This is a genomic window from Microbacterium sp. PM5 (genome assembly GCF_003293595.1).
Lineage (GTDB): Bacteria > Actinomycetota > Actinomycetes > Actinomycetales > Microbacteriaceae > Microbacterium.
Window position 1 is genome coordinate 849521 of record NZ_CP022162.1, and the last position, 20582, is coordinate 870102.

The 20582-nt window shown below is 68.9% G+C and carries 22 protein-coding genes; 17 read left to right on the forward strand and 5 right to left on the reverse strand.

All coding sequences use genetic code 11. The features are described 5' to 3' along the window. Positions 1-370 precede the first annotated feature (370 nt). The 3 genes from smc (at position 371) to CEP17_RS04255 (ending at position 5364) form a co-directional block, all read left to right on the forward strand. A complete protein-coding gene (gene smc / locus CEP17_RS04245) occupies positions 371-3877 on the forward strand; it encodes a chromosome segregation protein SMC (protein ID WP_112931389.1) in 3507 nt (1168 codons plus the stop codon). Between the two features lie 65 nt (positions 3878-3942). Next, positions 3943-4815 carry a signal recognition particle-docking protein FtsY gene (gene ftsY, locus CEP17_RS04250; RefSeq protein ID WP_036320575.1) on the forward strand — a complete coding sequence of 291 codons (873 nt, stop codon included), beginning with the start codon at positions 3943-3945 and terminating at the stop codon, positions 4813-4815. A 48-nt stretch (positions 4816-4863) separates the two neighbouring features. Continuing rightward, a complete protein-coding gene (locus CEP17_RS04255) occupies positions 4864-5364 on the forward strand; it encodes a DUF2004 domain-containing protein (protein WP_036320573.1) in 501 nt (166 codons plus the stop codon). Positions 5365-5388: 24 nt separating this feature from the next. Here the strand turns inward: CEP17_RS04255 and lipA are convergent, their stop codons facing one another. Next, positions 5389-6402: a lipoyl synthase gene (gene lipA, locus CEP17_RS04260; protein ID WP_204359880.1), complete on the reverse strand. Its 1014-nt coding sequence runs from the start codon at positions 6400-6402 to the stop codon at positions 5389-5391. Between the two features lie 11 nt (positions 6403-6413). Then, on the reverse strand, positions 6414-7061 hold the full coding sequence (gene lipB / locus CEP17_RS04265) for a lipoyl(octanoyl) transferase LipB (protein ID WP_112931391.1): 648 nt from the start codon (positions 7059-7061) through the stop codon (positions 6414-6416). Positions 7062-7134: 73 nt separating this feature from the next. Here lipB and CEP17_RS04270 point away from each other — a divergent pair, with 73 nt between their 5' ends. Together CEP17_RS04270 and ffh are read left to right on the forward strand one after the other, a co-directional pair. Then, on the forward strand, positions 7135-7683 hold the full coding sequence (locus CEP17_RS04270; protein WP_239498583.1) for a TetR/AcrR family transcriptional regulator: 549 nt from the start codon (positions 7135-7137) through the stop codon (positions 7681-7683). A 67-nt stretch (positions 7684-7750) separates the two neighbouring features. Then, positions 7751-9301, forward strand: coding sequence for a signal recognition particle protein (gene ffh / locus CEP17_RS04275; protein ID WP_112931392.1), 1551 nt, complete (start codon positions 7751-7753; stop codon positions 9299-9301). 4 nt (positions 9302-9305) lie between these two features. Here the strand turns inward: ffh and CEP17_RS04280 are convergent, their stop codons facing one another. Together CEP17_RS04280 and CEP17_RS04285 are read right to left on the reverse strand one after the other, a co-directional pair. Next, complete coding sequence (locus CEP17_RS04280; RefSeq protein WP_239498584.1) at positions 9306-10040, reverse strand: SGNH/GDSL hydrolase family protein; 735 nt, start codon at positions 10038-10040, stop codon at positions 9306-9308. 99 nt (positions 10041-10139) lie between these two features. Then, positions 10140-11303, reverse strand: coding sequence for a glutamate--cysteine ligase (locus CEP17_RS04285; RefSeq protein ID WP_112931393.1), 1164 nt, complete (start codon positions 11301-11303; stop codon positions 10140-10142). A 183-nt stretch (positions 11304-11486) separates the two neighbouring features. On the opposite strand from CEP17_RS04285, the gene rpsP reads away from it, so the two are divergent. From rpsP to trmD, 4 genes are read left to right on the forward strand one after another with little or no spacing between them, the layout of a single operon-like run. Continuing rightward, the gene (rpsP, locus tag CEP17_RS04290; protein WP_036317112.1) at positions 11487-11915 is read left to right on the forward strand and encodes a 30S ribosomal protein S16; all 429 of its coding nucleotides are present in this window, start codon (positions 11487-11489) and stop codon (positions 11913-11915) included. 5 nt (positions 11916-11920) lie between these two features. Next, the gene (locus CEP17_RS04295; RefSeq protein WP_112931394.1) at positions 11921-12151 is read left to right on the forward strand and encodes an RNA-binding protein; all 231 of its coding nucleotides are present in this window, start codon (positions 11921-11923) and stop codon (positions 12149-12151) included. Between the two features lies 1 nt (position 12152). Continuing rightward, complete coding sequence (rimM, locus tag CEP17_RS04300; RefSeq protein WP_112931395.1) at positions 12153-12782, forward strand: ribosome maturation factor RimM; 630 nt, start codon at positions 12153-12155, stop codon at positions 12780-12782. A gap of 1 nt (position 12783) precedes the next feature. After that, complete coding sequence (trmD, locus tag CEP17_RS04305; RefSeq protein ID WP_112931396.1) at positions 12784-13473, forward strand: tRNA (guanosine(37)-N1)-methyltransferase TrmD; 690 nt, start codon at positions 12784-12786, stop codon at positions 13471-13473. A gap of 37 nt (positions 13474-13510) precedes the next feature. On the opposite strand, the gene map is transcribed toward trmD, so the two are convergent. Continuing rightward, complete coding sequence (gene map / locus CEP17_RS04310; protein WP_036317104.1) at positions 13511-14293, reverse strand: type I methionyl aminopeptidase; 783 nt, start codon at positions 14291-14293, stop codon at positions 13511-13513. 52 nt (positions 14294-14345) lie between these two features. On the opposite strand from map, the gene CEP17_RS04315 reads away from it, so the two are divergent. The 8 genes from CEP17_RS04315 (at position 14346) to dprA (ending at position 20507) form a co-directional block, all read left to right on the forward strand. Next, positions 14346-14840: an MFS transporter permease gene (locus CEP17_RS04315; RefSeq protein WP_112931397.1), complete on the forward strand. Its 495-nt coding sequence runs from the start codon at positions 14346-14348 to the stop codon at positions 14838-14840. Between the two features lie 168 nt (positions 14841-15008). Beyond that, positions 15009-15356, forward strand: a complete 348-nt coding sequence (gene rplS, locus CEP17_RS04320; RefSeq protein ID WP_036317132.1) for a 50S ribosomal protein L19 — start codon at positions 15009-15011, stop codon at positions 15354-15356. A 155-nt stretch (positions 15357-15511) separates the two neighbouring features. After that, entirely contained in the window at positions 15512-16264 is a 753-nt protein-coding gene (gene lepB / locus CEP17_RS04325; protein WP_039416882.1) for a signal peptidase I, read from the forward strand. After that, positions 16261-16920 carry a ribonuclease HII gene (locus CEP17_RS04330; protein WP_036316629.1) on the forward strand — a complete coding sequence of 220 codons (660 nt, stop codon included), beginning with the start codon at positions 16261-16263 and terminating at the stop codon, positions 16918-16920. Before lepB ends, CEP17_RS04330 begins: the two co-directional genes overlap by 4 nt. 53 nt (positions 16921-16973) lie before the next feature. Continuing rightward, a complete protein-coding gene (locus CEP17_RS04335; protein WP_005050243.1) occupies positions 16974-17297 on the forward strand; it encodes a DUF2469 family protein in 324 nt (107 codons plus the stop codon). 113 nt (positions 17298-17410) lie between these two features. Next, positions 17411-17770, forward strand: a complete 360-nt coding sequence (locus tag CEP17_RS04340) for a YraN family protein (protein ID WP_112931398.1) — start codon at positions 17411-17413, stop codon at positions 17768-17770. Beyond that, entirely contained in the window at positions 17767-19299 is a 1533-nt protein-coding gene (locus CEP17_RS04345) for a YifB family Mg chelatase-like AAA ATPase (RefSeq protein ID WP_112931399.1), read from the forward strand. Before CEP17_RS04340 ends, CEP17_RS04345 begins: the two co-directional genes overlap by 4 nt. After that, positions 19296-20507 carry a DNA-processing protein DprA gene (gene dprA / locus CEP17_RS04350; RefSeq protein WP_112931400.1) on the forward strand — a complete coding sequence of 404 codons (1212 nt, stop codon included), beginning with the start codon at positions 19296-19298 and terminating at the stop codon, positions 20505-20507. Before CEP17_RS04345 ends, dprA begins: the two co-directional genes overlap by 4 nt. Positions 20508-20582 lie beyond the last annotated feature (75 nt).

Below are 20582 nucleotides of genomic sequence, written 5' to 3' on the forward strand. Positions count from 1 at the left end.
GCGCGGCGGGCAGAGTGAGAGGCCGGGCTGCGGCGGGGGCACACGCAACGAGAAGACGTGGGTGCCGGAAGGCTGTGTGCGAGAGCGAACTCGCACCTCGACGAGGCGAGGGCGGAGTTCTCCTCTGATCGCGTCAGCAGGCGACGCGGAAGGCGTCGAAGGAGACGGCCCCCGCGGGCTCACGGAACCAGAAGGAACGCATCGCGGATGCGATGCGGCCGGTGGCGTTCATACGAATCATGTCGGGGACCTCCTTTCTCGACTTCAGACGCGATCTGTGACGATAGCGGGTGTTCTCGACGCGCGTCAAGCGAGGATCCGCGTGTCGTTCCGCTAGCGTGGGTGGACGATCACCCAGGAGGACCCGCGGATGCACCTGAAGAGCCTGACGCTCAAAGGCTTCAAGTCGTTCGCGCAACCGACCACTTTCGCGCTCGAGCCCGGCGTCACCTGCATCGTCGGTCCGAACGGTTCCGGCAAGTCGAACGTGGTCGACGCTCTCGCCTGGGTCATGGGCGAGCAGGGCGCGAAGACCCTTCGCGGCGGGAAGATGGAAGACGTCATCTTCGCGGGCACCTCTACGCGCGGTCCGCTCGGCCGCGCCGAGGTGCAGTTGACGATCGACAACAGCGACGGGGCGCTGCCGATCGAGTACAGCGAGGTCACAATCAGCCGCACGCTGTTCCGCAACGGAACCAGTGAGTACGCGATCAATGGCGCGAGCTGCCGCCTGCTCGATGTGCAGGAGCTGTTGAGCGACTCCGGGCTCGGGCGCGAGATGCACGTGATCGTGGGCCAGGGCCGTCTGGACAGCGTGCTGCAAGCGAGCCCCGAGGACCGTCGCGGCTTCGTGGAGGAGGCCGCCGGCATCCTGAAGCATCGTCGACGCAAGGAGAAGACTCTTCGCAAGCTCGAAGCGATGGAGGCGAATCTCACGCGACTCAGCGACCTTGCCGGAGAGCTGCGTCGACAGCTGAAGCCGCTCGGCAAGCAGGCGGAGATCGCTCGCGAGGCGGCGACGATCGCGGCAGTGGTGCGTGACGCAAAGGCCCGCCTGTTCGCTGATGAACTGGTCGGTCTGCGTGCGCAGCTCGCCGACCACGCCCGCACCGAGCAGGAGCGCAGCGCCGAGCGCCTCGTGCTGCAGGATCAGTCGGAGCAGCTGAAGCTGCGCATCGATGCGCTGGAGGCGCAGCAGCGCTCGGAAGCCGTGGATGCCGCGCGGGCCGTCGCCTTCGGTTTGGAACGCGTGCAGGAGCGACTGCGCGGTCTCTTCTCGCTCGCGGGCCAGCGTCTCGCTCTGCTCGAAGACGACGGCACGCTCGGGATCGAGGTCGCCACGGTCAGCCAGGCCGCGATCGACGAGGCACGGGCCGATATCGATGAGATCTCGGCCGGACTCGGAGGCGCTCAGGATGCCGCGGAGGCGGCCGCGCGCGACGTGATGCGGGCCCGTGCCGAACTCGACGCGCTCGACTCCGACATCGCGGCCCAGAGCGCGCTCGTGTCCGCGCACGACATGCGCATCACGAAACTTCGCGGAGCCGCAGATGCCGCAGCATCCCGCCTGGAGGCCGTGCGCGCGGGCGTCGAACGCCAGCAGCGTGCGCTCGACGCGGCCCTGGCGCGGCGCGCAGAAGCGGAAGAGGCACTCGCAGGGGTCGATCCCGAACTGGTCACCGAGGGATCCTCTGCCCAGCACGCTGCCGCTTACGAGCGTGCGCAGCGCGACGCCACCGCCGCCGAGAACGAGGTCGGGGCGATCCGTGAGCGGCTTCACGCCGCCGAACGCGAACGCGAATCCCTGACGGCGCAGACCGCGGCGCTCGGACGGGCGCTGGATGTCCGCAACGCCGCGGCCGAGATGATCGCGGTCGGAGGCGCCGGCATCCGCGGCCTGGTCGGCGACGCGGTCAAGGTGCGCTCGGGATACGAGGCGGCGATCGCAGCCGCGCTGGGGACGCTCGCGGAGGGGCTGCTCGTCGACGACATCGACGCGGGTATCGCCGCCGCTCGCGCTGCGCGCGACGCCGACCTCGGCCGGCTCGACATCACGATCGCCGACGTGGAAGCGGGTGCGCCGGCGGCGGCGATCCCCGAGGGAGCGATCGCCGCTGCGGAGGTGGTGACTGCACCGGCCGGCATCCTCGGCATCCTCGCCCGTGTCCTGATCGTCGACGACCTCGATTCCGCGCACGCCGTTCGCCGCAGGATCATCGACGTTCCGGATGCCGCGACGACGATCGTCACGCGCGCGGGCGAGCGGTTGACGCCGTACACGATCCACGCCGGCTCCGGGGCCGGACGCTCGCGGCTGGAGCTGGCGGCGGAGCGAGATGCCGCCGCCGAACGCCTCGCGGAGATCACGGTCGTCGCAGACTCGCTCCGCGAGGCTCTCTCGGACGCCCAGACGACCTGGAACGACGCACGGGCGCGGACGAAGGATGCGCTTCAGAGCCTGCGCGAACACGATGCCGCCCTGGCGGCGCACACCGAGCAGGTCAACCGCGCCACCGTGCGTCATGAGGCAGCCGTCGCAGAGTGCGAGCGGTTGGAGGCCGGGCTCGCTCAGGCGTCGTCCGCGGTCGCGGATGCCGAGAGAGCAGCACGCGTCGCCAACGACGCCTTCGAGGGTGCCCAGCAGGCTCCCCGTCCGATCCTGGACGCCTCCGCGCGTGACGGTCTGCTCGACGCTCTGGAGAGTGCGCGCGACCGCGAGATGCGCGCACGTCTGGATGTCGAGACGCTGCGCGAGCGCGTGCGCGCCGGAGAGGGACGTGTCGATCAGCTCGTGCGCCAGCGCGAACGCGAGCGCGCGGCGGCGGCGGAGGCCGCCCGCCGCGCCGTGATCCGTCGTGCACAGCGTGCGCTGGCGGCCGAGGTCGCAGATGCGCTGCCGCCGGTACTGGACTCGGTCGATCGTTCGGTCACCCAGGCACGCGTGGAGCTTCAGCTCGCCGAGCAGGCACGCACCGCGCTGACCGCCGAACTGACCTCCCTGCGCGCCGAGGAGGCGACCGTGCGCGAGCGGCTCGGGCGACTCACCGAAAGCGTCCACGGACTCGAGTTGCAGATGCACGAGAAACGCCTGCACGTCACGAGTCTGCTGGACCGCGTCCGATCCGAGTTGAGCCTCGACGAACATATTCTGGTTGCGGAATACGGCCCCGATGTTCCGCTGCCCTCGGACGAAGGCGAAGAGGGCGTGGCGTACGACCGGGCGGCGCAGCGCAAGAGACTGCAGGATGCCGAGCGCAAGCTCGGCCAGCTCGGGCGCGTCAATCCGCTCGCGCTCGAGGAGTACGCCGCGCTCGAGCAGCGGCACGCGTTCCTCACCGAGCAGCTCGCCGATCTCGTCCAGACGCGCTCCGACCTGCAGACGATCATCGCGGAGCTCGACGAACGTATGCAGACCATCTTCCTCGCGGCCTTCGAAGACACGCGCGTCGCTTTCGGCGAGGTGTTCCCGATTCTGTTCCCGGGCGGCTCCGGCAGCATCTCCCTGACCGACCCGGACAATCCTCTGACGACGGGGATCGAGGTCTCGGTGCGTCCCGTCGGCAAGAAGATCGAGCGTCTGTCGCTGCTGTCCGGCGGAGAGCGCTCTCTCGCCGCCGTCGCGCTGCTGACCGCGATCTTCATGGCGCGACCGAGCCCCTTCTACATCCTCGACGAGGTCGAAGCCGCCCTTGACGACGCCAATCTCGGCAGACTGCTCGGCGTGTTCGAGAAGCTCCGCGCGTCCAGCCAGCTGATCGTGATCACCCATCAGAAGCGCACGATGGAGATCGCGGACGCGCTCTACGGGGTCTCGATGCGGCAGGACGGCGTCTCGGCGGTGGTCGGTCAGCGCGTCCGCGAACGCGCCGACGCGTGATCCCCAGAACGCGGGCGTACGTCGCGGCGAGAGGGGTGGAGCGCGCCGACCCGTAGGCTGAAGTCATGGCGGAGAACTCCTGGTCGCTCGGCCGCGCCCTGCGCGGCATGTTTGTGAAGCCGACGATCGACGACAACACGTGGGAGGATCTCGAGACGGCACTTCTCACCGCCGACTTCGGTCCCGACATCACCGAGCGGATCGTCGACGAGCTCCGTGAGAAGGTCGAGCGGTTCCGCACGACCGATCCGCGCGATCTCCAGCGGATGCTCAAAGAGACCCTGGAAGAGCGTTTCGCGAAATTCGACACCACCCTCCGGCTCACCGAGCGTCCGGCTGTCGTCCTCGTCGTCGGGGTGAACGGCGTCGGCAAGACGACAACCATCGGCAAGTTCGCGAAGTTCCTCCAGCGCTATGGTCGTTCCGTCGTCGTCGGCGCCGCCGACACCTTCCGTGCGGCAGCCGTCGATCAGCTCGCCACCTGGGCTGAGCGCGGCGGCGCCGCCATCGTCCGTCCCCAGCACGAGGGGCAGGACCCGGCATCCGTCGCGTTCCAGACGATCGACTACGCCAAGCAGAACGGCGTCGAGATCGTGCTCGTCGACACCGCGGGCCGCCTCCACACGAAGGGCGGCCTCATGGACGAGCTGACCAAGATCCGCCGCGTCATCGAGAAGCAGGCGCCCATCAGCGAGGTGCTGCTCGTTCTCGATGCGACCACGGGGCAGAACGGCGTCATGCAGGCCGAGGCCTTCCTCCAGCACGCCGGCGTCACCGGTCTCGTGATCACGAAGCTCGACGGTTCGGCCAAGGGCGGCTTCGTTCTCGCCGTTCAGGAACGCACCGGCATCCCCGTCAAACTCCTCGGCCAGGGTGAAGGCGTCGGTGACCTGACCGGCTTCACGCCGCACGTGTTCGCCTCGGCGCTCGTGGACTGATCGCGCAGCGGGGTCGCGCACGGACGCCGAGGATGGTTGCATAGGGTCATGGCGATCGAGCACGACTACTTCGGGCTGTTGGAATCCGGGCCGGACGGATCCATCTTCTGGTCCGAGGTCGTCGACTTCGCCGACCAGCGGGTCACCGTCGATCTGACCGCACCCGATCAGGACGACGTCTCCGCCGCCGCACTCGATGTCGCGGCCGCCATGATCAATGCGCTGGAGCAGATCGACTTGCAGGCCCGCAACGCGATGGTGGCCGAGCTCGACGACCGTACCAGCGAGGTCACCGAGTACCTCCTTCAGCAGCAGGAGGCGCTGGGAGAAGATCTGGAAGACGTCCTCGTCGACATCTCCGGCGACACGCACATCGACATCATCCGGTCGCTGCAGCTCGTGAGCATGACGATCCTCGCCGACGAGCACGGTGGAACGGATCCCTTCGCCGTCCTCGAGTACGCCCTCGACCCCGACGCCACCGATGAAGTGCTGCTGGTGAATCTGACCAGCGACGGCGACGTGCAGTCGGTCACCAGCGCCGACTGACCGTCGTCCGCGGTGCCGCGCGCCTTACACCGCTTGCGCGAAGCCGAGCTCGGTGTCGGCGAGGTGCGACAGGTGTGCCGGGATTTCCCGTCCCTTGGCGACCATCGATTGGGCCCACAGCCGCCCCGCCCGGTAGGACGATCGAACCAGGGGGCCGGCCAGAACGCCGAGGAAGCCGATCCGCTCTGCCTCCTGCTTGAACGCCACGAACTCGTCCGGCTTCACCCACCTCGCAACCGGAAGGTGCCGAGGCGAGGGCCGCAGGTACTGAGTGATCGTGATGATGTCGGTGCCGGCCCCGTGCAGGTCCTGGAGGGCCTGGACGACCTCCTCCGGCTCCTCGCCCATGCCGAGGATGAGGTTCGACTTCGTGATCAGCCCTGCGGCCCGCGCCTGCGTGAGCACGTCGAGCGAGCGCTCGTACCGGAAGGCGGGCCGAATGCGCTTGAAGATACGGGGAACGGTCTCGACGTTGTGCGCGAAGACCTCGGGACGAGCCGCAAACACTTCATCGAGGAGACGAGGCTCCCCGTTGAAGTCCGTGGCGAGCAGTTCGACGCCGGTTCCCGGATTGACGGTATGGATCTGCCGGATGGTCTCGGCATTGAGCCAGGCGCCGCCATCCGGGAGGTCGTCGCGCGCGACGCACGTGACGGTGGCGTAGCGCAGCTGCATGCGACGCACGCTGTCGGCGACGCGTCGCGGCTCGTCCGTGTCGTAGTCGGCCGGCTTGCCGGTATCGATCTGGCAGAAGTCGCAGCGCCGCGTGCACTGCGACCCACCGATCAGGAAGGTGGCCTCCCGATCCTCCCAGCACTCGTAGATGTTGGGACATCCCGCTTCCTGGCAGACCGTGTGCAGCCCCTCGCCCTTCACGAGCGACTGCAGCGCCTGGTACTCCGGACCCATCCTCGCCTTCGTGCGAATCCACTCGGGCTTTCGCTCGATCGGCGTCTGCGCATTGCGCACCTCGAGGCGCAGGAGCTTCCGGCCCTCGGGGACGTTCGCGGGGCCGGCCTCGCCGCCGGTCGGGGTGATGCCGCAGGCGCTCACGCGGCCACCTCCGCGGGCGCGGCGAACGAAGCGCGGAAAGCGTCGGCGACCGCAGCATGCACGTCGGCGGGAGAGACGTCGCGACCCAGCACCTCGCTGATGGTCGTCACCCCGGCATCCGAGATGCCGCACGGCACGATCTGGGAGAAAGGACGAAGCGAGTTGTCGCAGTTGAGGGCGAAGCCGTGCATCGTGACGCCGCGCTGGACGCGGACGCCGATCGCTGCGATCTTGTCCTCGGAGAGCGGGCGGCGCACCCAGACGCCGGAGCGTCCCTCGACGCGGTAGCCGTCGACGCCCAGCGTGCCCAGCACGTCGATGAGGATCTGCTCGAGCCGTCGCACGTGGGCGACGACGTCCACGGGTTCGGTGAGTCGAACGATCGGGTAGCCGACGAGCTGGCCGGGTCCGTGCCACGTGATCTTGCCGCCGCGGTCCACATCGACGACCGGCGTACCGTCGGTGGGCCGTTCGTTTCGCGCCGTGCGCGCACCCGCGGTGAAGACGGCCTCATGCTCCAGGAGCAGCAGCGTGTCGGGGCGCTGCCCGGCGACGACGTCGGCGTGGATCTCGCGCTGCAGCGCCCACCCGTCGGTGTACGCAATGAAGTCGGGCGCGAGGCCGACGGTCTGCACGTCGAGCATGGTGGGCTCCTTCGCGAATGGAGGGCGGGGTTTGTGGACCGCGTCCAACAATACGCCTCGCTACAGTGGACAGATGTCCTCGGGTCGCCCGCGCGCCACCTCGCGCTCCACGATCGCGGAGGCGGCGACAGAGCTCTTTCTCGAACGGGGATTCGCGGAGACGACGATCGCCGCCATCACGCAGCGCGCGGGCGTGAGCCGGTCGAGCTTCTTCAACTACTTCTCGTCGAAGTCCGCCGTCCTGTGGGCGGGGCTCGACGACGGCATCCGCCGTGCGGTCGACGCGTTGCGCGCCGGCGCAGCTCCGACGGCTGCCCTGCGGGCGGCGGTGTGCGACATCGAAGCCGACAGCCTCGCACTGGCCATCATCCACGGCGCGGTGATGGGGTTGTCCGATGAGCTCGCCGACGAGCGGGCGATCCGTGCGGGGGTCCTCAGTCGCGCCGTGTCCGACAACCTGGTCGCCGCGGGCGCGTCGCGCCTCGAGGCCGACGTGCACGCCGCCGCCCTGTCGGCCGCCGTGTTCGCCGCCGTCTGGGCATGGGCGGCATCCGAGGCTCCGCGCCCGGCGCTGAGCGGATTGGTCGAGCGCGCACTGGCGGCCGCCGGAGCGTCGCAGTGACCGGGGCCACCGGCTCGGCCTCAGCAGCGCAGAGCCGGTGAGGGGCTTCCCGTAGAATCAGGGGATCATGGCGACTTTCGGCACCCTCAGCGATCGGCTGACAGAGACCTTCCGCAACCTCCGCACGAAGGGCAAGCTCAGCCCCGCAGACGTCGACGGCACCGTCCGAGAGATCCGGCGCGCCCTGCTCGATGCGGACGTGGCACTGGTCGTCGTCAAGGAGTTCACCGCGAAGGTTCGCGAGCGTGCTCTCGGCGACGAGGTCAATCGCGCCCTCAACCCTGCCCAGCAGGTCGTGCAGATCGTCAACGAAGAGCTCGTCGCGATTCTGGGTGGTCAGCAGCGTCGTCTGCAGTTCGCGAAGACCCCGCCCACCGTGATCATGCTGGCCGGCCTCCAGGGATCCGGCAAGACCACCTTCGCCGGCAAGCTCGCCCGACAGCTCGAGAAAGACGGGCACACGCCGCTGCTCGTGGCCGCCGACCTCCAGCGTCCGAACGCCGTCAACCAGCTGCAGGTCGTTGCCGAGCGCGCCGGCGCCGCCATCTACGCACCCGAACCGGGCAACGGCGTCGGCGACCCGGTTCGCGTTGCGCGTGACGGCGTCGAGACGGCGCGCCGCCAGCAGCACGATGTCGTGATCATCGACACCGCGGGACGGCTCGGTGTGGATGCCGAGCTCATGAAGCAGGCGGCCGACATCCGCACGGCGACGGATCCCGACGAGGTGCTCTTCGTCATCGACGCGATGATCGGTCAGGACGCCGTGAACACGGCGAAGGCCTTCCAAGACGGTGTCGACTTCACCGGTGTGGTGCTGAGCAAGCTCGACGGCGATGCGCGCGGTGGTGCCGCCCTGTCCGTGGCCTCGGTGACCGGCCGCCCGATCATCTACGCGTCCACGGGCGAGAACCTCGAGGACCTCGAGGCGTTCCATCCTGACCGCATGGCCAGTCGCATCCTCGATCTCGGCGACATCCTGACGCTCATCGAACAGGCGCAGCAGGCCTTCGACGAGGAGGAGGCTCGCAAGGTCGCGGAGAAGCTCGCGACCGAGCAGTTCACCCTCGAAGACTTCCTCGAGCAGCTTCAGCAGATGAAGAAGATGGGCTCGATGAAGAAGATGCTGGGCATGCTTCCCGGCATGGGACAGATGAAGCAGCAGCTCGAGAACTTCGATGACCGCGAGATCGATCGCACCGAAGCGATCATCCGGTCCATGACACCGGGGGAGCGCCGCAACCCCAAGGTCCTGAACGGCTCGCGGCGACTTCGCATCGCCCGTGGATCCGGGATGACCGTCACCGATGTCAACCAGCTGGTGCAGCGTTTCGAACAGGCAGCGAAGATGATGAAGACCGTCGCGCGCGGCGGTGTGCCCAACATCCCCGGAATGGGCCCGATGGGCGGTAAGCCCGGCGCATCCACGAAGCGCGGGAAGCAGAAGTCCCGCGCCGGCTCACGATCGGGCAACCCCGCCAAGCGCGCCGCGGAGAACGCCGGACTGGCCGCTGCCGCCAGCGCCCCGACCGGCTCGGGTTTCGGACTCGGCACCCCCGCGGCGCCGCCGAGCGAGGCCGACCTCGCGGAGATTCAGAAGCTGTTCGGCAAGAGCTGAGCGCTCACAGGACGACGCCCGCATCGTCCAACGCGGCCTCCACGGCGTCGCTGAGCACGATCTGCCCGTCGCTGTTGGGATGCTCCCCGTCCCACTGCAGCAGCTCCGGGCGGCCTCTCAGAGGCTGGCCGAGGGAGACGAAGACGCCGTCGTCATCCGACACGGCGCGCTGGAGGGCCTCACTGGACCAGCCGATGGCGTCGGGCTCGTCCCAATCCAGATGCCAGAGCGTGGCGATCCCGATCAGCTGCACGTCGGGCAGCGCGGCCCGCAGCTGGTCGACCGCCGCTCGCGTCGACGCGTCGATCTCGTCCTGCGATGCGCCGCTGTCGTTGTCGGAGGACTGGATGATCACGATCGCGGGACGCAGAGCGATCGCTTGCTGCACGAGACCGGCGTAGTCATCGCCGCAGTCACCGGTGATCGTGAAGCCCGCGCCACTGCAACCGAGGTTCACGATGTCCGCGCCGGTGTCGGCGGCGACCAGAGACGGCCACGCCTGATCGGGGTCGAGACCGAGACCGGCCATGATCGAGTCCCCGATCGTGACGACGACGCCGCTCGGTGCGGGTGCGGGGACTCGCGCGGCGTCGACGGCCGCCGCCGGCACCGAATCCGCGGGCGACGCGGCAACGGGTCGATCTGGTGCCGACACGCCGCATCCCGCCATCGTGAGCACCGCGATGCCGACCACGGCAGCGCTCGTCGCGGTCGTCGGGGCGAACCTGCGGACGGACACGACGTCACTCTACGTCGGGCAGGATGTGAAAGCCCTTTGTCGCAGATCTGGTCTCGTCGGGAACACGTCAGCGCACCGGCGCGGGCGCTCGCCCCATCGTCAGGGAAGGCGGGAGGCCAGGTGGTCGTGCAGCGTTGGGCCCGCCCGGAACTCGCGGATCAGATGGTGCACAACGGCGCGAAGGTCTCCGTCGGCGGCATCAGCGACCAGCAGCTGACGCGCCGAACTGCCGCCTTCGTCGAGGATCGTTGCGACTCCGTCGAGCTCGCGCGCGCAGTGCAGGTCGACCGCGACGTCGGCCAAGGCATCGATCGTCTCGCGCAGGTGCTCCGAGACGGGACGCTGCGTGCCGTCGCGGTCGACGATGACCCGCGCCTGGGTGCCGTATCGCGCCGCCCGCCACTTGTTCTCCCGGACGAACCACGGCTGCAGCGTCGGCAGTTCGCGTCCGGCGTCCAGCTCACGCGAGAAGTGCTCCACGAGAACCTGGACCAGTGCGGCCACCGCTGCCAACTCCGGGAGCGTCGACATGCCGTCGCACGCCCGCACCTCGATCGTGCCCCATTTCGGCGCCGGACGAATGTCCCACCGCACTTCGGTGGCGTCTTCCATGACGCCCGTGCGCACCATGTCATCGAGGTATGCCTCGTACTGCGACCACGCGGTCAGCGGCCACGGCAGCCCGGCGGTGGGAAGTTGTTGGAAGACCAACGCGCGATTGGAGGCGTACCCGGTGCGCTCGCCCGCCCAGAACGGACTCGACGCCGACAGCGCTTGCAGATGCGGCAGGTAGGCCGTGAGGGCACCGATGATCGGGAACACCTTGTTCACGTCCTCCACGCCGACATGAACGTGGATGCCCCAGATCATCATGTTCCGCCCCCACCACTGGGTGCGCTCGATGAGCTTGTGATACCTGGTCTTATCGGTGACGCCCTGCTCGTACCACTGCGCGAACGGATGACTGCCGGCGCACAGGAGGGCGATGCCGCGGCGGTCGGTCGCGGTGCGGATCTCGGCGATGGCGTCGGCGATGTCGTCGATGACCGCCGCCACGGTGTCGCCGACGCCGCTCGTGACCTCGATGGTGTTGGTCAGCAGCTCGCCCGTGATCGTGTGGCGCTCGAGGGCCGCTCCGCCACCCACCGCAGCCAGGACCTCCGGCGCGCGGGGGACGAGGTCGCCGGTGCGCTCGTCGGCGAGCATCAGCTCCCATTCGACTCCGACGGAGGAACGGCGGGATGTCGCGAAGGGCACCGTCATGGGCACAGTCTGACACGCCTGCGGCGATGGTTCGCGGCATCCGTCCCGATCTGGCAAAATAGGACGCTGGACCGTTCGCTCGACCCTCTATCCGGCGATCGCGTCCACCCTAGAGCCTCCGCCGGGTGTGCACCCCACAGCCCGAGCGTCGTTCATCACCTCACAACACCATTCAGGAGAATTGTGGCTGTCAAGATTCGTCTCAAGCGCCTCGGCAAGATCCGTGCGCCCTACTACCGCATCGTCGTCGCCGACTCGCGCACCAAGCGCGACGGTCGCGTGATCGAGGAGATCGGCAAGTACCACCCGACCGAGGAGCCCTCGTTCATCGAGGTCGACTCGGAGCGTGCGCAGTACTGGCTCTCGGTCGGCGCGCAGCCCACCGAGCAGGTCGCCGCGCTGCTCAAGCTCACCGGCGACTGGGGCCGCTTCAAGGGTGACGCCGACGCCGTGTCCACCGTGAAGACGGCAGCGACCAAGGAGGAGTTCCAGGTCGACACCGCCAAGAAGTCGGTCATCAAGCCCAAGGCGGAGAAGAAGGCCGAAGAGCCCGCCGCCGAGGCAGCCGAGGTCGAGGCTCCGGCCGAGGCCGAGTCGACCGACGCAGAGTAAGACCGTTGCTCTCCGCCGCGCTCGAGCACCTCGTCAAGGGGATCGTCGATCACCCTGACGAGGTCACCGTCCGTTCGTCCTCGTCGCCGCGTGGCGACGTCCTGGAGGTGCGTGTGCACCCCGATGATCGGGGACGGGTGATCGGGCGCGGCGGACGCACGGCCAAGGCCCTGCGGACGCTCGTGTCCGCCCTCGCCGACGGCGCGCGCGTGCGCGTCGATGTCGCGGACGACTGAGATGGCTGCCGCAGGACCCGCGCGAACGCAGCTGCGCGTCGGGCGTCTCGTCAAGGCCCATGGACTGAAGGGCGCCTTCAAGCTCGAGCTCTACACCGACGATCCGGATGGCCGTTTCGTGCCCGGCGCGGTCTTCACGCTGCAGGTGCCGGAGTCCTCACCCTGGCATGGCAAGACGGTCACGGTTCGGGAGTTCCGATGGATGAACTCCCACCCGGTCGTCTTCTTCGAAGACGTCGAGGACCGCACGGCCGCCGAGAGCATGGTGCGCGCGATCCTGTGGGTCGATCAGGACGAGAACCCCTCCCAGGAGGAGGACGCCTGGTACGACCACCAGCTCGTGGGTCTCACCGTGCTTCGTGACGGGGCCGATGTCGGGCGTGTCGTCCGTGTCGACCACCTGCCCGCGCAGGACCTTCTCGTCGTGCGCACGCACGACACGGATGCCGAGATCCTCGTGCCCTTCGTCTCCGCCATCGTGCCGGAGGTCGACGTCGCCGCCGGCACCGTCACCGTCACACCACCGTCCGGCCTCTTCGAGGAGCTGCCCGGCGAGGACGATCGCGAACCGGCGACGTCCGGCGAGGACGACGACGAGGCGGATGCCGCGGCGGCCGATCCCGAGGGCTGACGTGCGGATCGACGTCGTCACGATCTTTCCCGCGTTCTTCGACGTCCTGGAAGTCTCTCTTCTCGGACGGGCCCGCGGAGCGGGCATCCTCGACGTCCGCGTCCACGATCTGCGGGACTACACCCAGGATCGCCACCGCACGGTCGACGACACGCCGTATGGCGGCGGCGCCGGCATGGTGATGAAGCCCGAGCCCTGGGGCCAGGCATTGGACGCCATCGCGGCCGACGCTGCCGGGCCGCTCCGCTTCGTCTTCCCTTCGCCCGCCGGCGCCGTCTTCACGCAGGGGACGGCACGCAACTGGGCAACCGGCGGAGAGCATCTCGTCTTCGGATGCGGCCGCTACGAAGGCATCGACGAGCGCGTATTCTCCTACGCGGCGACGTTGGGACAGGTCAGTCTGACCAGCATCGGCGACTATGTCCTCAACGGCGGCGAGGTGGCCGCGATGGCGATGATCGAGGCCGTGGGTCGTTTGATTCCCGGCGTCGTCGGCAATCCCGAGAGCCTCGTCGAAGAGTCTCACGAAGACGGCCTGCTCGAGTACCCCTCCTTCACGAAGCCCGCGGCGTGGCGGGGCTACGACGTACCCGACGTGCTGCTGTCGGGTCATCACGGCCGCGTTTCGCAGTGGCGTCGAGAGCAGCAGCTCGAGCGCACACGGGAGCGACGGCCCGATCTTCTCCCGTAATAGTCGGCGCGCCGGGCAGGATCTCGGCGCCGGCGCCTCAGTCGACGCCGAGGAACGAGCGATCGGTGAGGATGACGGGACCGTCGTCGGTGATCGCGACGGTGTGCTCGGCGTGAGCGCCGCGTGAACCGTCGGCGCTGCGCAGCGTCCAGCCGTCCGGGTCGGTGACGAGCTTGTCCGTCGTCTGTAGGAACCAGGGTTCGAGAGCCAGCACGAGACCGGCGCGCAGGGGGTAGCCGCGCCCGGGCTTGCCGTCGTTCGGGACGTGCGGGTCGCCATGCATCGTGCGTCCGACACCGTGACCGCCGAAGTCGGTGTTGATCGTGTACCCGTCGGCGTGCGCGACCTCGGCGATGGCGTGCGAGATATCGCCGATCCGCCCTGCCGTCGTTGCGACGCTAATCGCCGCATCCAAGGCGCGCTGCGTCGTGTCGATGAGAGCGAGGTCTTCGTCGCGCGGCGTCCCGACGATGAAGGAGACCGCCGAGTCGGCGACCCAGCCGTCGACGGCGACGGCGAAGTCCAGGGTCACGAGGTCGCCGTCCTGGAGGGCGTAGTCATGCGGCAGACCGTGCAGGACGGCGTCGTTGACCGACGTGCAGATGACCTTCCCGAACGGACTCGCGCCGAACGAGGGGTGGTAGTCGATGTAGCACGATTCAGCGCCTGCCCGCCGGATCAGGTCGTGCGCACGGCGATCGATGGTCAGCAGATTGGTGCCCACCTTCGTCTCGTCCCGCAGCGTCGCCAGAGTCTCTGCGACGAATCGCCCCGCGGGACGCATCGCCTCGAGCTCGGCGGGAGTGCGCAGTTCGATCATCGTGATCCTTTCGTCAGGATCCATTCTGTCTGACCGGCGTAGCATCGAAGGTATGTGGCTGCGTCAGACGTTCTTCCGGTGGCTGATTCCGGCGGCGTTCGTGCTGCCGTTGTGGCTCGTCGTCGGCTGGATCGTCTTCGGGGCAAGTCCCTGGGCGCTGCTGTGGGTTCTGCTGTCGGCGCCGATCGTCTTCGTCTGGCAGCTGGTGCTCGCTCTGCTCGTGCGCGCCCGCGGAACCGTCCGCGCCGAACGTGCCGTCTCGTGGACGGATGCCGGCCTCATCGGAGCCTGGCATGTGCTCGTCGTCGCGCTGGGCGTCTTCGACGGTCGGTGGTGGTGGCCCACGCTGGCCGTGACCATCGTCCTCGGTGTCGTCGCACTGTCGTCGGCGCTGCGGCAGCTGTGGCGCGAGACGGGGCCGCGCGTCTCGATCCTGCGCACTGTCAGCGGGGTCGGCTACGTGCCGCCCGCGCGCCCTGAGCACACGGGTGGGTCGAATCCCGAGGAGATCATCGTCATCCGCGAGAACACGCCGCCCGGATCGTGAGACGCCGGTTTTGATGCGCTCGGCATCCATGGCAGAATGGCTGTTTGTGCCCTGAACAGGCTCTGCCTCAGGGGAGTACGGCGCCGGCAACGGATGCCTCGGGCACACGATACCTTTCCCAATCCCCATCTCGCGATCGACCTGTGGCGGTCGCAGGAAGTGACGATCATGCAGATTCTCGACGCCGTCGATGCGGCTTCGCTGCGCAGCGACATCCCCGTCTTCGCCCCCGGCGACACCGTCAAGGTGCACGTCAACATCACCGAGGGCAACCGTTCCCGTATCCAGGTCTTCCAGGGCGTCGTCATCGGCCGCTCGGGAGACGGCGTTCGCGAGACCTTCACGGTCCGCAAGATCAGCTTCCAGGTGGGTGTGGAGCGCACGTTCCCGGTGCACAGCCCGACGATCGACCACATCGAGGTCGTCACCCGTGGCGACGTCCGCCGCGCGAAGCTCTACTACCTGCGGAACCTCCGCGGCAAGAAGGCCAAGATCAAGGAGAAGCGCGACCGCTGACGCGCTCTCGCCTCGGATGCCCCGGACCCTGCGGTCCGGGGCATCTGTCGTCCGCACGCCACGGCGCATACCGTCGGATGCGCGCTGGGCACAGCCGGCATGTGCGACCCTTGAGAGACGGCACAGACGGGTGCCGGGACCGAAGAAAGACAGGCATGAGCTCGGACAACACAACGGCCCCGGATACGGTGCTTCCCTCCCGTCAGCGCCGACGCCGCGGCGTCTGGCTGCTTCTGCGCGACGTGCTGGTGATCGTGGTGATCGCGGTGGTCGTCTCGTTCGTCATCAAGACCTTCCTGGTGCGCTCCTTCTACATTCCGTCGGGTTCGATGGAACAGACGCTGCTCATCAAGGACAGGATCCTCGTCGACGAGCTCACGCCGCATTTCGGGGGGTACCAGCGCGGTGACGTCGTCGTCTTCCGCGATCCCGGCGGATGGCTGCCGCCGGCCCCGGCGACCCCCGCCCAGCCGCCCCTGGCCCAGGCCGCCGATTGGCTGCTCTCACTCGTCGGCATCACAGCCTCGGACAGCGATGAGCACCTCATCAAGCGGATCATCGGCGTGGGCGGCGATCACGTCGTCTGCTGCAACGCGATCGGTCAGGTCACGGTCAACGGGACACCGATCGATGAGACCCCCTACCTGAATCTGTCTCCCGGCCAGAGCGCGCCGCAGCCGGTACCGTTCGATGTCGTCGTACCGCAGAACTCGCTCTGGGTGATGGGCGACAACCGCGACCACTCTCGCGACTCGCGCTACAACATGGATCAGCCCAACAAGGGGTTCGTGCCGTTGGGCAACGTCGTCGGGCGCGCTTTTCTCATCACCTGGCCGTTCGACCGCTTCGGCACCATCGACGGGCACCATGCCGTCTTCGCGGGGGTGCCGGCCCCCGGCGCCGGATGAGTGTCATCACGCCGCGGCTGACCGTCGAGCGACGCCTGCTGCGTGAACATCCGATCGTCATCGCATGCGATGAGGTGGGGCGGGGCGCCCTTGCGGGTCCTGTCGCGGTCGGCGCGGCGGCGATCGGAGCTGCGGGTGTCCGGCGGCGGATCCCGGAGGGGCTGCGGGACTCGAAGCTCGTCGCCGCGCATCATCGGCACGCCGTCGCCGCGCGAGCGGCCGCCTGGGTCGACGCGTCTGCGGTCGGCTGGGCGAGTTCCGCAGAGATCGACGAGGTCGGGATCATGCGTGCGCTCGGGCTCGCGGCGTTGCGCGCCCTCGCGGATCTGCGCGCGCAGGGGTGCGTTCCCGACGAGGCGATCGTCATTCTCGACGGCAACCACGACTACATCACCGCGGCGGGCGGCACGAATCTGCGCGTCCAGCCGATCGTCAAGGCCGACCGCGACTGTGCGTCGGCCGCGGCCGCCTCGGTCGTGGCGAAGGTTGCGCGCGACGACCTGATGATGCGCCTGCACGACGAGCACCCCGTGTATCTGTGGGAGCGCAACAAGGGCTACGCCAGCCTCGAGCACCGCAGCGCGATCCGTTCGCACGGTCTCAGCCCCCACCATCGGGCGTCCTGGGCGATCGCCGACGCTCCCACGTTGTTCTGAGCGGATGCCGCGGCATCCGCTCCGCTGCTCCGCCCGCATAGGATGGGATCACCATGGACGACGAGGGCTTTGACGACTACGACCGCGAACTCGAGCTGGCGCTGTACAAGGAGTATCGCGATGTCGTCTCGCAGTTCGCGTACGTCATCGAGACCGAGCGACGCTTCTATCTCGCGAACGACGTGAATGTCGTGCGCCGCGACACCGAGCACGACTTCTATTTCGAGATCTCGATGACCGACGTCTGGGTGTGGGACATCTATCGCGCGGATCGTTTCGTGAAGTCGGTGCGCGTGCTCACCTTCAAGGACGTCAATGTCGAGGAGATGCAGCGCCGGGACTTCCAGCTTCCCGACGAGCTCGCTCTCGACTCCTGACCCGCGCGTCCCTCAGATCGCCTCCTCCTCCCCACTCCTGCCTTGTGCGGGAATGTCCACCGAACGCCTGAGATCCCGAGGTGCGCGGCGGACGGGCCGGCACGCTTGTTCCCATGGCAGCCAAGGATGAACGCGGACGGTCGGGCGAAGCGCGAGCGGCGCAATACCTGAGCGATGCCGGGTACACGATCCTCGCGCGCAACTGGCGTTGCGCTGTCGGAGAGATCGACATCGTTGCTCTGCGCCACGACGAGGTGGTCATCGTCGAGGTGAAGTCCCGACGCTCCGACTCGTACGGCCATCCGTTCGAAGCCGTCGATGCGCGAAAGCGCGCGCGACTGTGGCGTCTGGCGACCACGTGGGCAGCCGTGCACCCCGCCGCCCGCGGTCGTCGCCTGCGCGTGGACGTCATCGGCGTCACCGGCCGCGACGCGACGACTGCGCGTATCGAGCATCTCGAGGATGTCCGATGACGGTGGGCAGGACCTGGGGGGTCGTGTTGACGGGGCTCCGCGGTGATCTGGTCGAGGTCGAGGCCGACCTGTCCAGCCAGACACCGGCATTCGTGATCATCGGGCTCGCCGACAAGGCGATCGCCGAGGCGCATCAGCGGGTGCACAACGCCTGCGCCAACAGTGAGCTGCCGCTGCCGCGGCGAAAGCTCACCGTCAACCTGTCGCCGGCCAACCTTCCCAAGCAGGGCTCCGCGCTCGACGTGGCGATCGCGGTTGCTGCACTCGCCACTGAGCACGATCTCGATCGCACCTCGCTCGCACAGACGGCCCACATCGGCGAACTCGGACTCGACGGTCGACTGCGGCCCGTCGCCGGGGTACTGCCGGCGGTCGCGGCCGCTGCCCGGATGGGCATCCGCAGGGCCGTGGTGCCGTTCGCCAACCGAGAGGAGGCTGCGCTCGTGGAGGGCGTCGAGGTGCTGGGCGCCGTCTGCCTCCGCGATGTGGCACGCTGGCACGGCCTCGATGTCGACGAGGTGTCGCTCGAACCCGTTCCGCACCCGGGGGTGGGAAGCGCGCCGTCTTCCGCCGCCGTCCCCGATCTGTCCGACGTGATCGGGCAGGCCGACGCGGTCGACGCGCTGACAGTCGCGGCAGCGGGTGGGCACCACGTTCTCATGAGCGGTCCGCCCGGTGCGGGCAAGACGATGCTCGCGCGGCGGCTGCCCGGCATTCTGCCCGGTCTCGATGACGACGATGCCGTGCAGGCGGCGTCGTTGCGCTCGCTGGCGGGGGAGCGGGTCGACACGCTGAGTCGGACGCCTCCTTTCGAGGCGCCCCATCACAGCGCCAGCGCGACGGCGCTGATCGGAGGTGGAAGTCGCACCGTGCGGCCGGGCGCCATCGCCCGCGCGAGCGGGGGAGTACTCTTCCTCGACGAGGCTGGCGAGTTCGCCCCGCACGCGCTGGACGCGCTGCGTCAGCCTCTGGAGTCGGGACTGATCGAGATCCACCGTGCCGGCTTTCGTGCAGTCTTTCCGGCACGTTTTCAACTGGTGCTCGCGACGAACCCGTGCCCGTGCGGCAACTACGGCGTACCGGCCGCCGAATGCACGTGTCCGTCTCTGGCGATCCGGCGCTACCTCGGAAAGCTGTCGGGTCCGCTCCGTGACCGCATCGACATCGAACTCGGGCTGCGGCGGGTCTCGAGCGCGCAGAGCGCGACGTCGACCGCGACCACCTCGTCGGCGCAGGTCCGGGAGCAGGTTGGTAGCGCTCGTGAGCGCGCCCGCCACCGTCTGCGCTCGACCCCGTGGCGCACGAACGCACAAGTGTCCGGTCCCTGGCTGCGCAACGGCCCCCTGGCCGCGGATCCCGACATCCGCCGGCCCCTGGATGCCGCGCTGCACCGCGGCGCGCTGACCTTACGAGGCTACGACCGTGTGCTGCGCGTGGCGTGGTCGGTCGCAGATCTCGCCGGTCACGATCGGCTGCGCGCCGCTGATATCGGGCGCGCGCTCTACCTCAAGAAGGGTGTGGAGGCATGAGCATCAGGCCCGAAGCCGACGCCGCTCGTGCGGCTCTTGCCGGCCTCGTCGGCGAGGGACTGTCCGACGAGCAGATATGCGCCGCGTCGGCAGCGGCGAACTGGTCGACGCTGGTCGAGCCGGGCGACGGCACGGCGGGTGCGCTGATCGCGCAGTACGGTGCGGTCGAAGCGCTGCAGCGTGTCGAGGTCGACAGCACGACGGCACTCGCCCGCGGCGCGGGGCTCACCGAGCAAGACGTCAGCGCGGCGCGAGCCCGTTGGCTGCCCCGACGCGGTGACGTCGACCGCGCCTTGGCAGCCGCACGTCGAGCGGGAGCTCGACTCCTCATGCCGGGCGAGGACGTCTGGCCGCGCGCGCTCGACGACCTCGGAGTGCATGCACCCGTGTGCCTGTGGGCGCGCGGTGACGCCGACGCGCTCTCGGGCCACGCCGCTCTCGCGCTCGTCGGCGCCCGCGCCGCAACGGCGTACGGCACGCAGGTCGTGACAGAGCTCGCCGCAGAGGCGGCGACAGCCGGAGTGGTCGTCGTCTCCGGCGCGGCCTACGGCATCGACGCTGCGGCGCACCGGGGGGCACTGCGAGCCGACGGCACGACAGTCGCTGTCCTGGCCGGCGGCGTCGACCGCCCCTACCCTTCGGGTCACGACGAGCTGATCTCGGCGATCGTGCGGACGGGAGTCGTTCTCGCCGAGGTCCCGTGCGGCACGGCCCCGACCAAGTGGCGCTTCCTCGCGCGTAACAGGATGATTGCGGCGTTGGCGGGCGCGACGATCGTCGTCGAAGCTGCCCACCGCAGCGGTGCGCTCAACACCGCCCACCACGCCGCTGCACTCGGACGCGCCCTCGGCGCCGTTCCGGGGCCTGTCACGAGCGCCGCATCGGCCGGCTGTCATCGGCTTCTGCGCGACGCGGACGCCGTGTGCATCACCTCCGCCGCTGATGCCTGGGAGCTGCTCGGAATCCTGGGCGGCCCCGGCGGCGAACCCGATGCTGACCATAGGGAGCGCATCGACGAGCGCACCAGAGTGCTCGACGCGCTGAGCGGACGCCGCGCACGGGCGACCGCGGAGATCGCACGCCTTTCGGGGCTCTCCGCAGCAGAAACCAGCAGCATCCTCGGGCTGCTGGACCTGGATGGACGTGTCGAGCGCCTCCCGGACGGGTGGCGACGGCGGTCGGGGCCTGGAGCCGCGCGACTGTGGTGATGCCTTCCCCGTGGGAACCTCGTGTCGGCGAAGGGCGTCGTCGTCGGTGCGCCGTCTCCCATGCTGTCGTCGTGC

Excerpts from the sequence above, each read along its gene's own strand:
- smc (WP_112931389.1), top strand. The coding sequence starts at position 371 with ATGCACCTGAAGAGCCTGACGCTCAAAGGCTTCAAGTCGTTCGCGCAA.
- ftsY (WP_036320575.1), top strand. The coding sequence starts at position 3,943 with ATGGCGGAGAACTCCTGGTCGCTCGGCCGCGCCCTGCGCGGCATGTTT.
- CEP17_RS04255 (WP_036320573.1), top strand. The coding sequence starts at position 4,864 with ATGGCGATCGAGCACGACTACTTCGGGCTGTTGGAATCCGGGCCGGAC.
- lipB (WP_112931391.1), bottom strand. The coding sequence starts at position 7,061 with ATGCTCGACGTGCAGACCGTCGGCCTCGCGCCCGACTTCATTGCGTAC.
- CEP17_RS04270 (WP_239498583.1), top strand. The coding sequence starts at position 7,135 with ATGTCCTCGGGTCGCCCGCGCGCCACCTCGCGCTCCACGATCGCGGAG.
- ffh (WP_112931392.1), top strand. The coding sequence starts at position 7,751 with ATGGCGACTTTCGGCACCCTCAGCGATCGGCTGACAGAGACCTTCCGC.
- CEP17_RS04285 (WP_112931393.1), bottom strand. The coding sequence starts at position 11,303 with ATGACGGTGCCCTTCGCGACATCCCGCCGTTCCTCCGTCGGAGTCGAA.
- rimM (WP_112931395.1), top strand. The coding sequence starts at position 12,153 with ATGGCTGCCGCAGGACCCGCGCGAACGCAGCTGCGCGTCGGGCGTCTC.
- map (WP_036317104.1), bottom strand. The coding sequence starts at position 14,293 with ATGATCGAACTGCGCACTCCCGCCGAGCTCGAGGCGATGCGTCCCGCG.
- CEP17_RS04315 (WP_112931397.1), top strand. The coding sequence starts at position 14,346 with ATGTGGCTGCGTCAGACGTTCTTCCGGTGGCTGATTCCGGCGGCGTTC.
- rplS (WP_036317132.1), top strand. The coding sequence starts at position 15,009 with ATGCAGATTCTCGACGCCGTCGATGCGGCTTCGCTGCGCAGCGACATC.
- lepB (WP_039416882.1), top strand. The coding sequence starts at position 15,512 with ATGAGCTCGGACAACACAACGGCCCCGGATACGGTGCTTCCCTCCCGT.
- CEP17_RS04330 (WP_036316629.1), top strand. The coding sequence starts at position 16,261 with ATGAGTGTCATCACGCCGCGGCTGACCGTCGAGCGACGCCTGCTGCGT.
- CEP17_RS04335 (WP_005050243.1), top strand. The coding sequence starts at position 16,974 with ATGGACGACGAGGGCTTTGACGACTACGACCGCGAACTCGAGCTGGCG.
- CEP17_RS04340 (WP_112931398.1), top strand. The coding sequence starts at position 17,411 with ATGGCAGCCAAGGATGAACGCGGACGGTCGGGCGAAGCGCGAGCGGCG.
- CEP17_RS04345 (WP_112931399.1), top strand. The coding sequence starts at position 17,767 with ATGACGGTGGGCAGGACCTGGGGGGTCGTGTTGACGGGGCTCCGCGGT.
- dprA (WP_112931400.1), top strand. The coding sequence starts at position 19,296 with ATGAGCATCAGGCCCGAAGCCGACGCCGCTCGTGCGGCTCTTGCCGGC.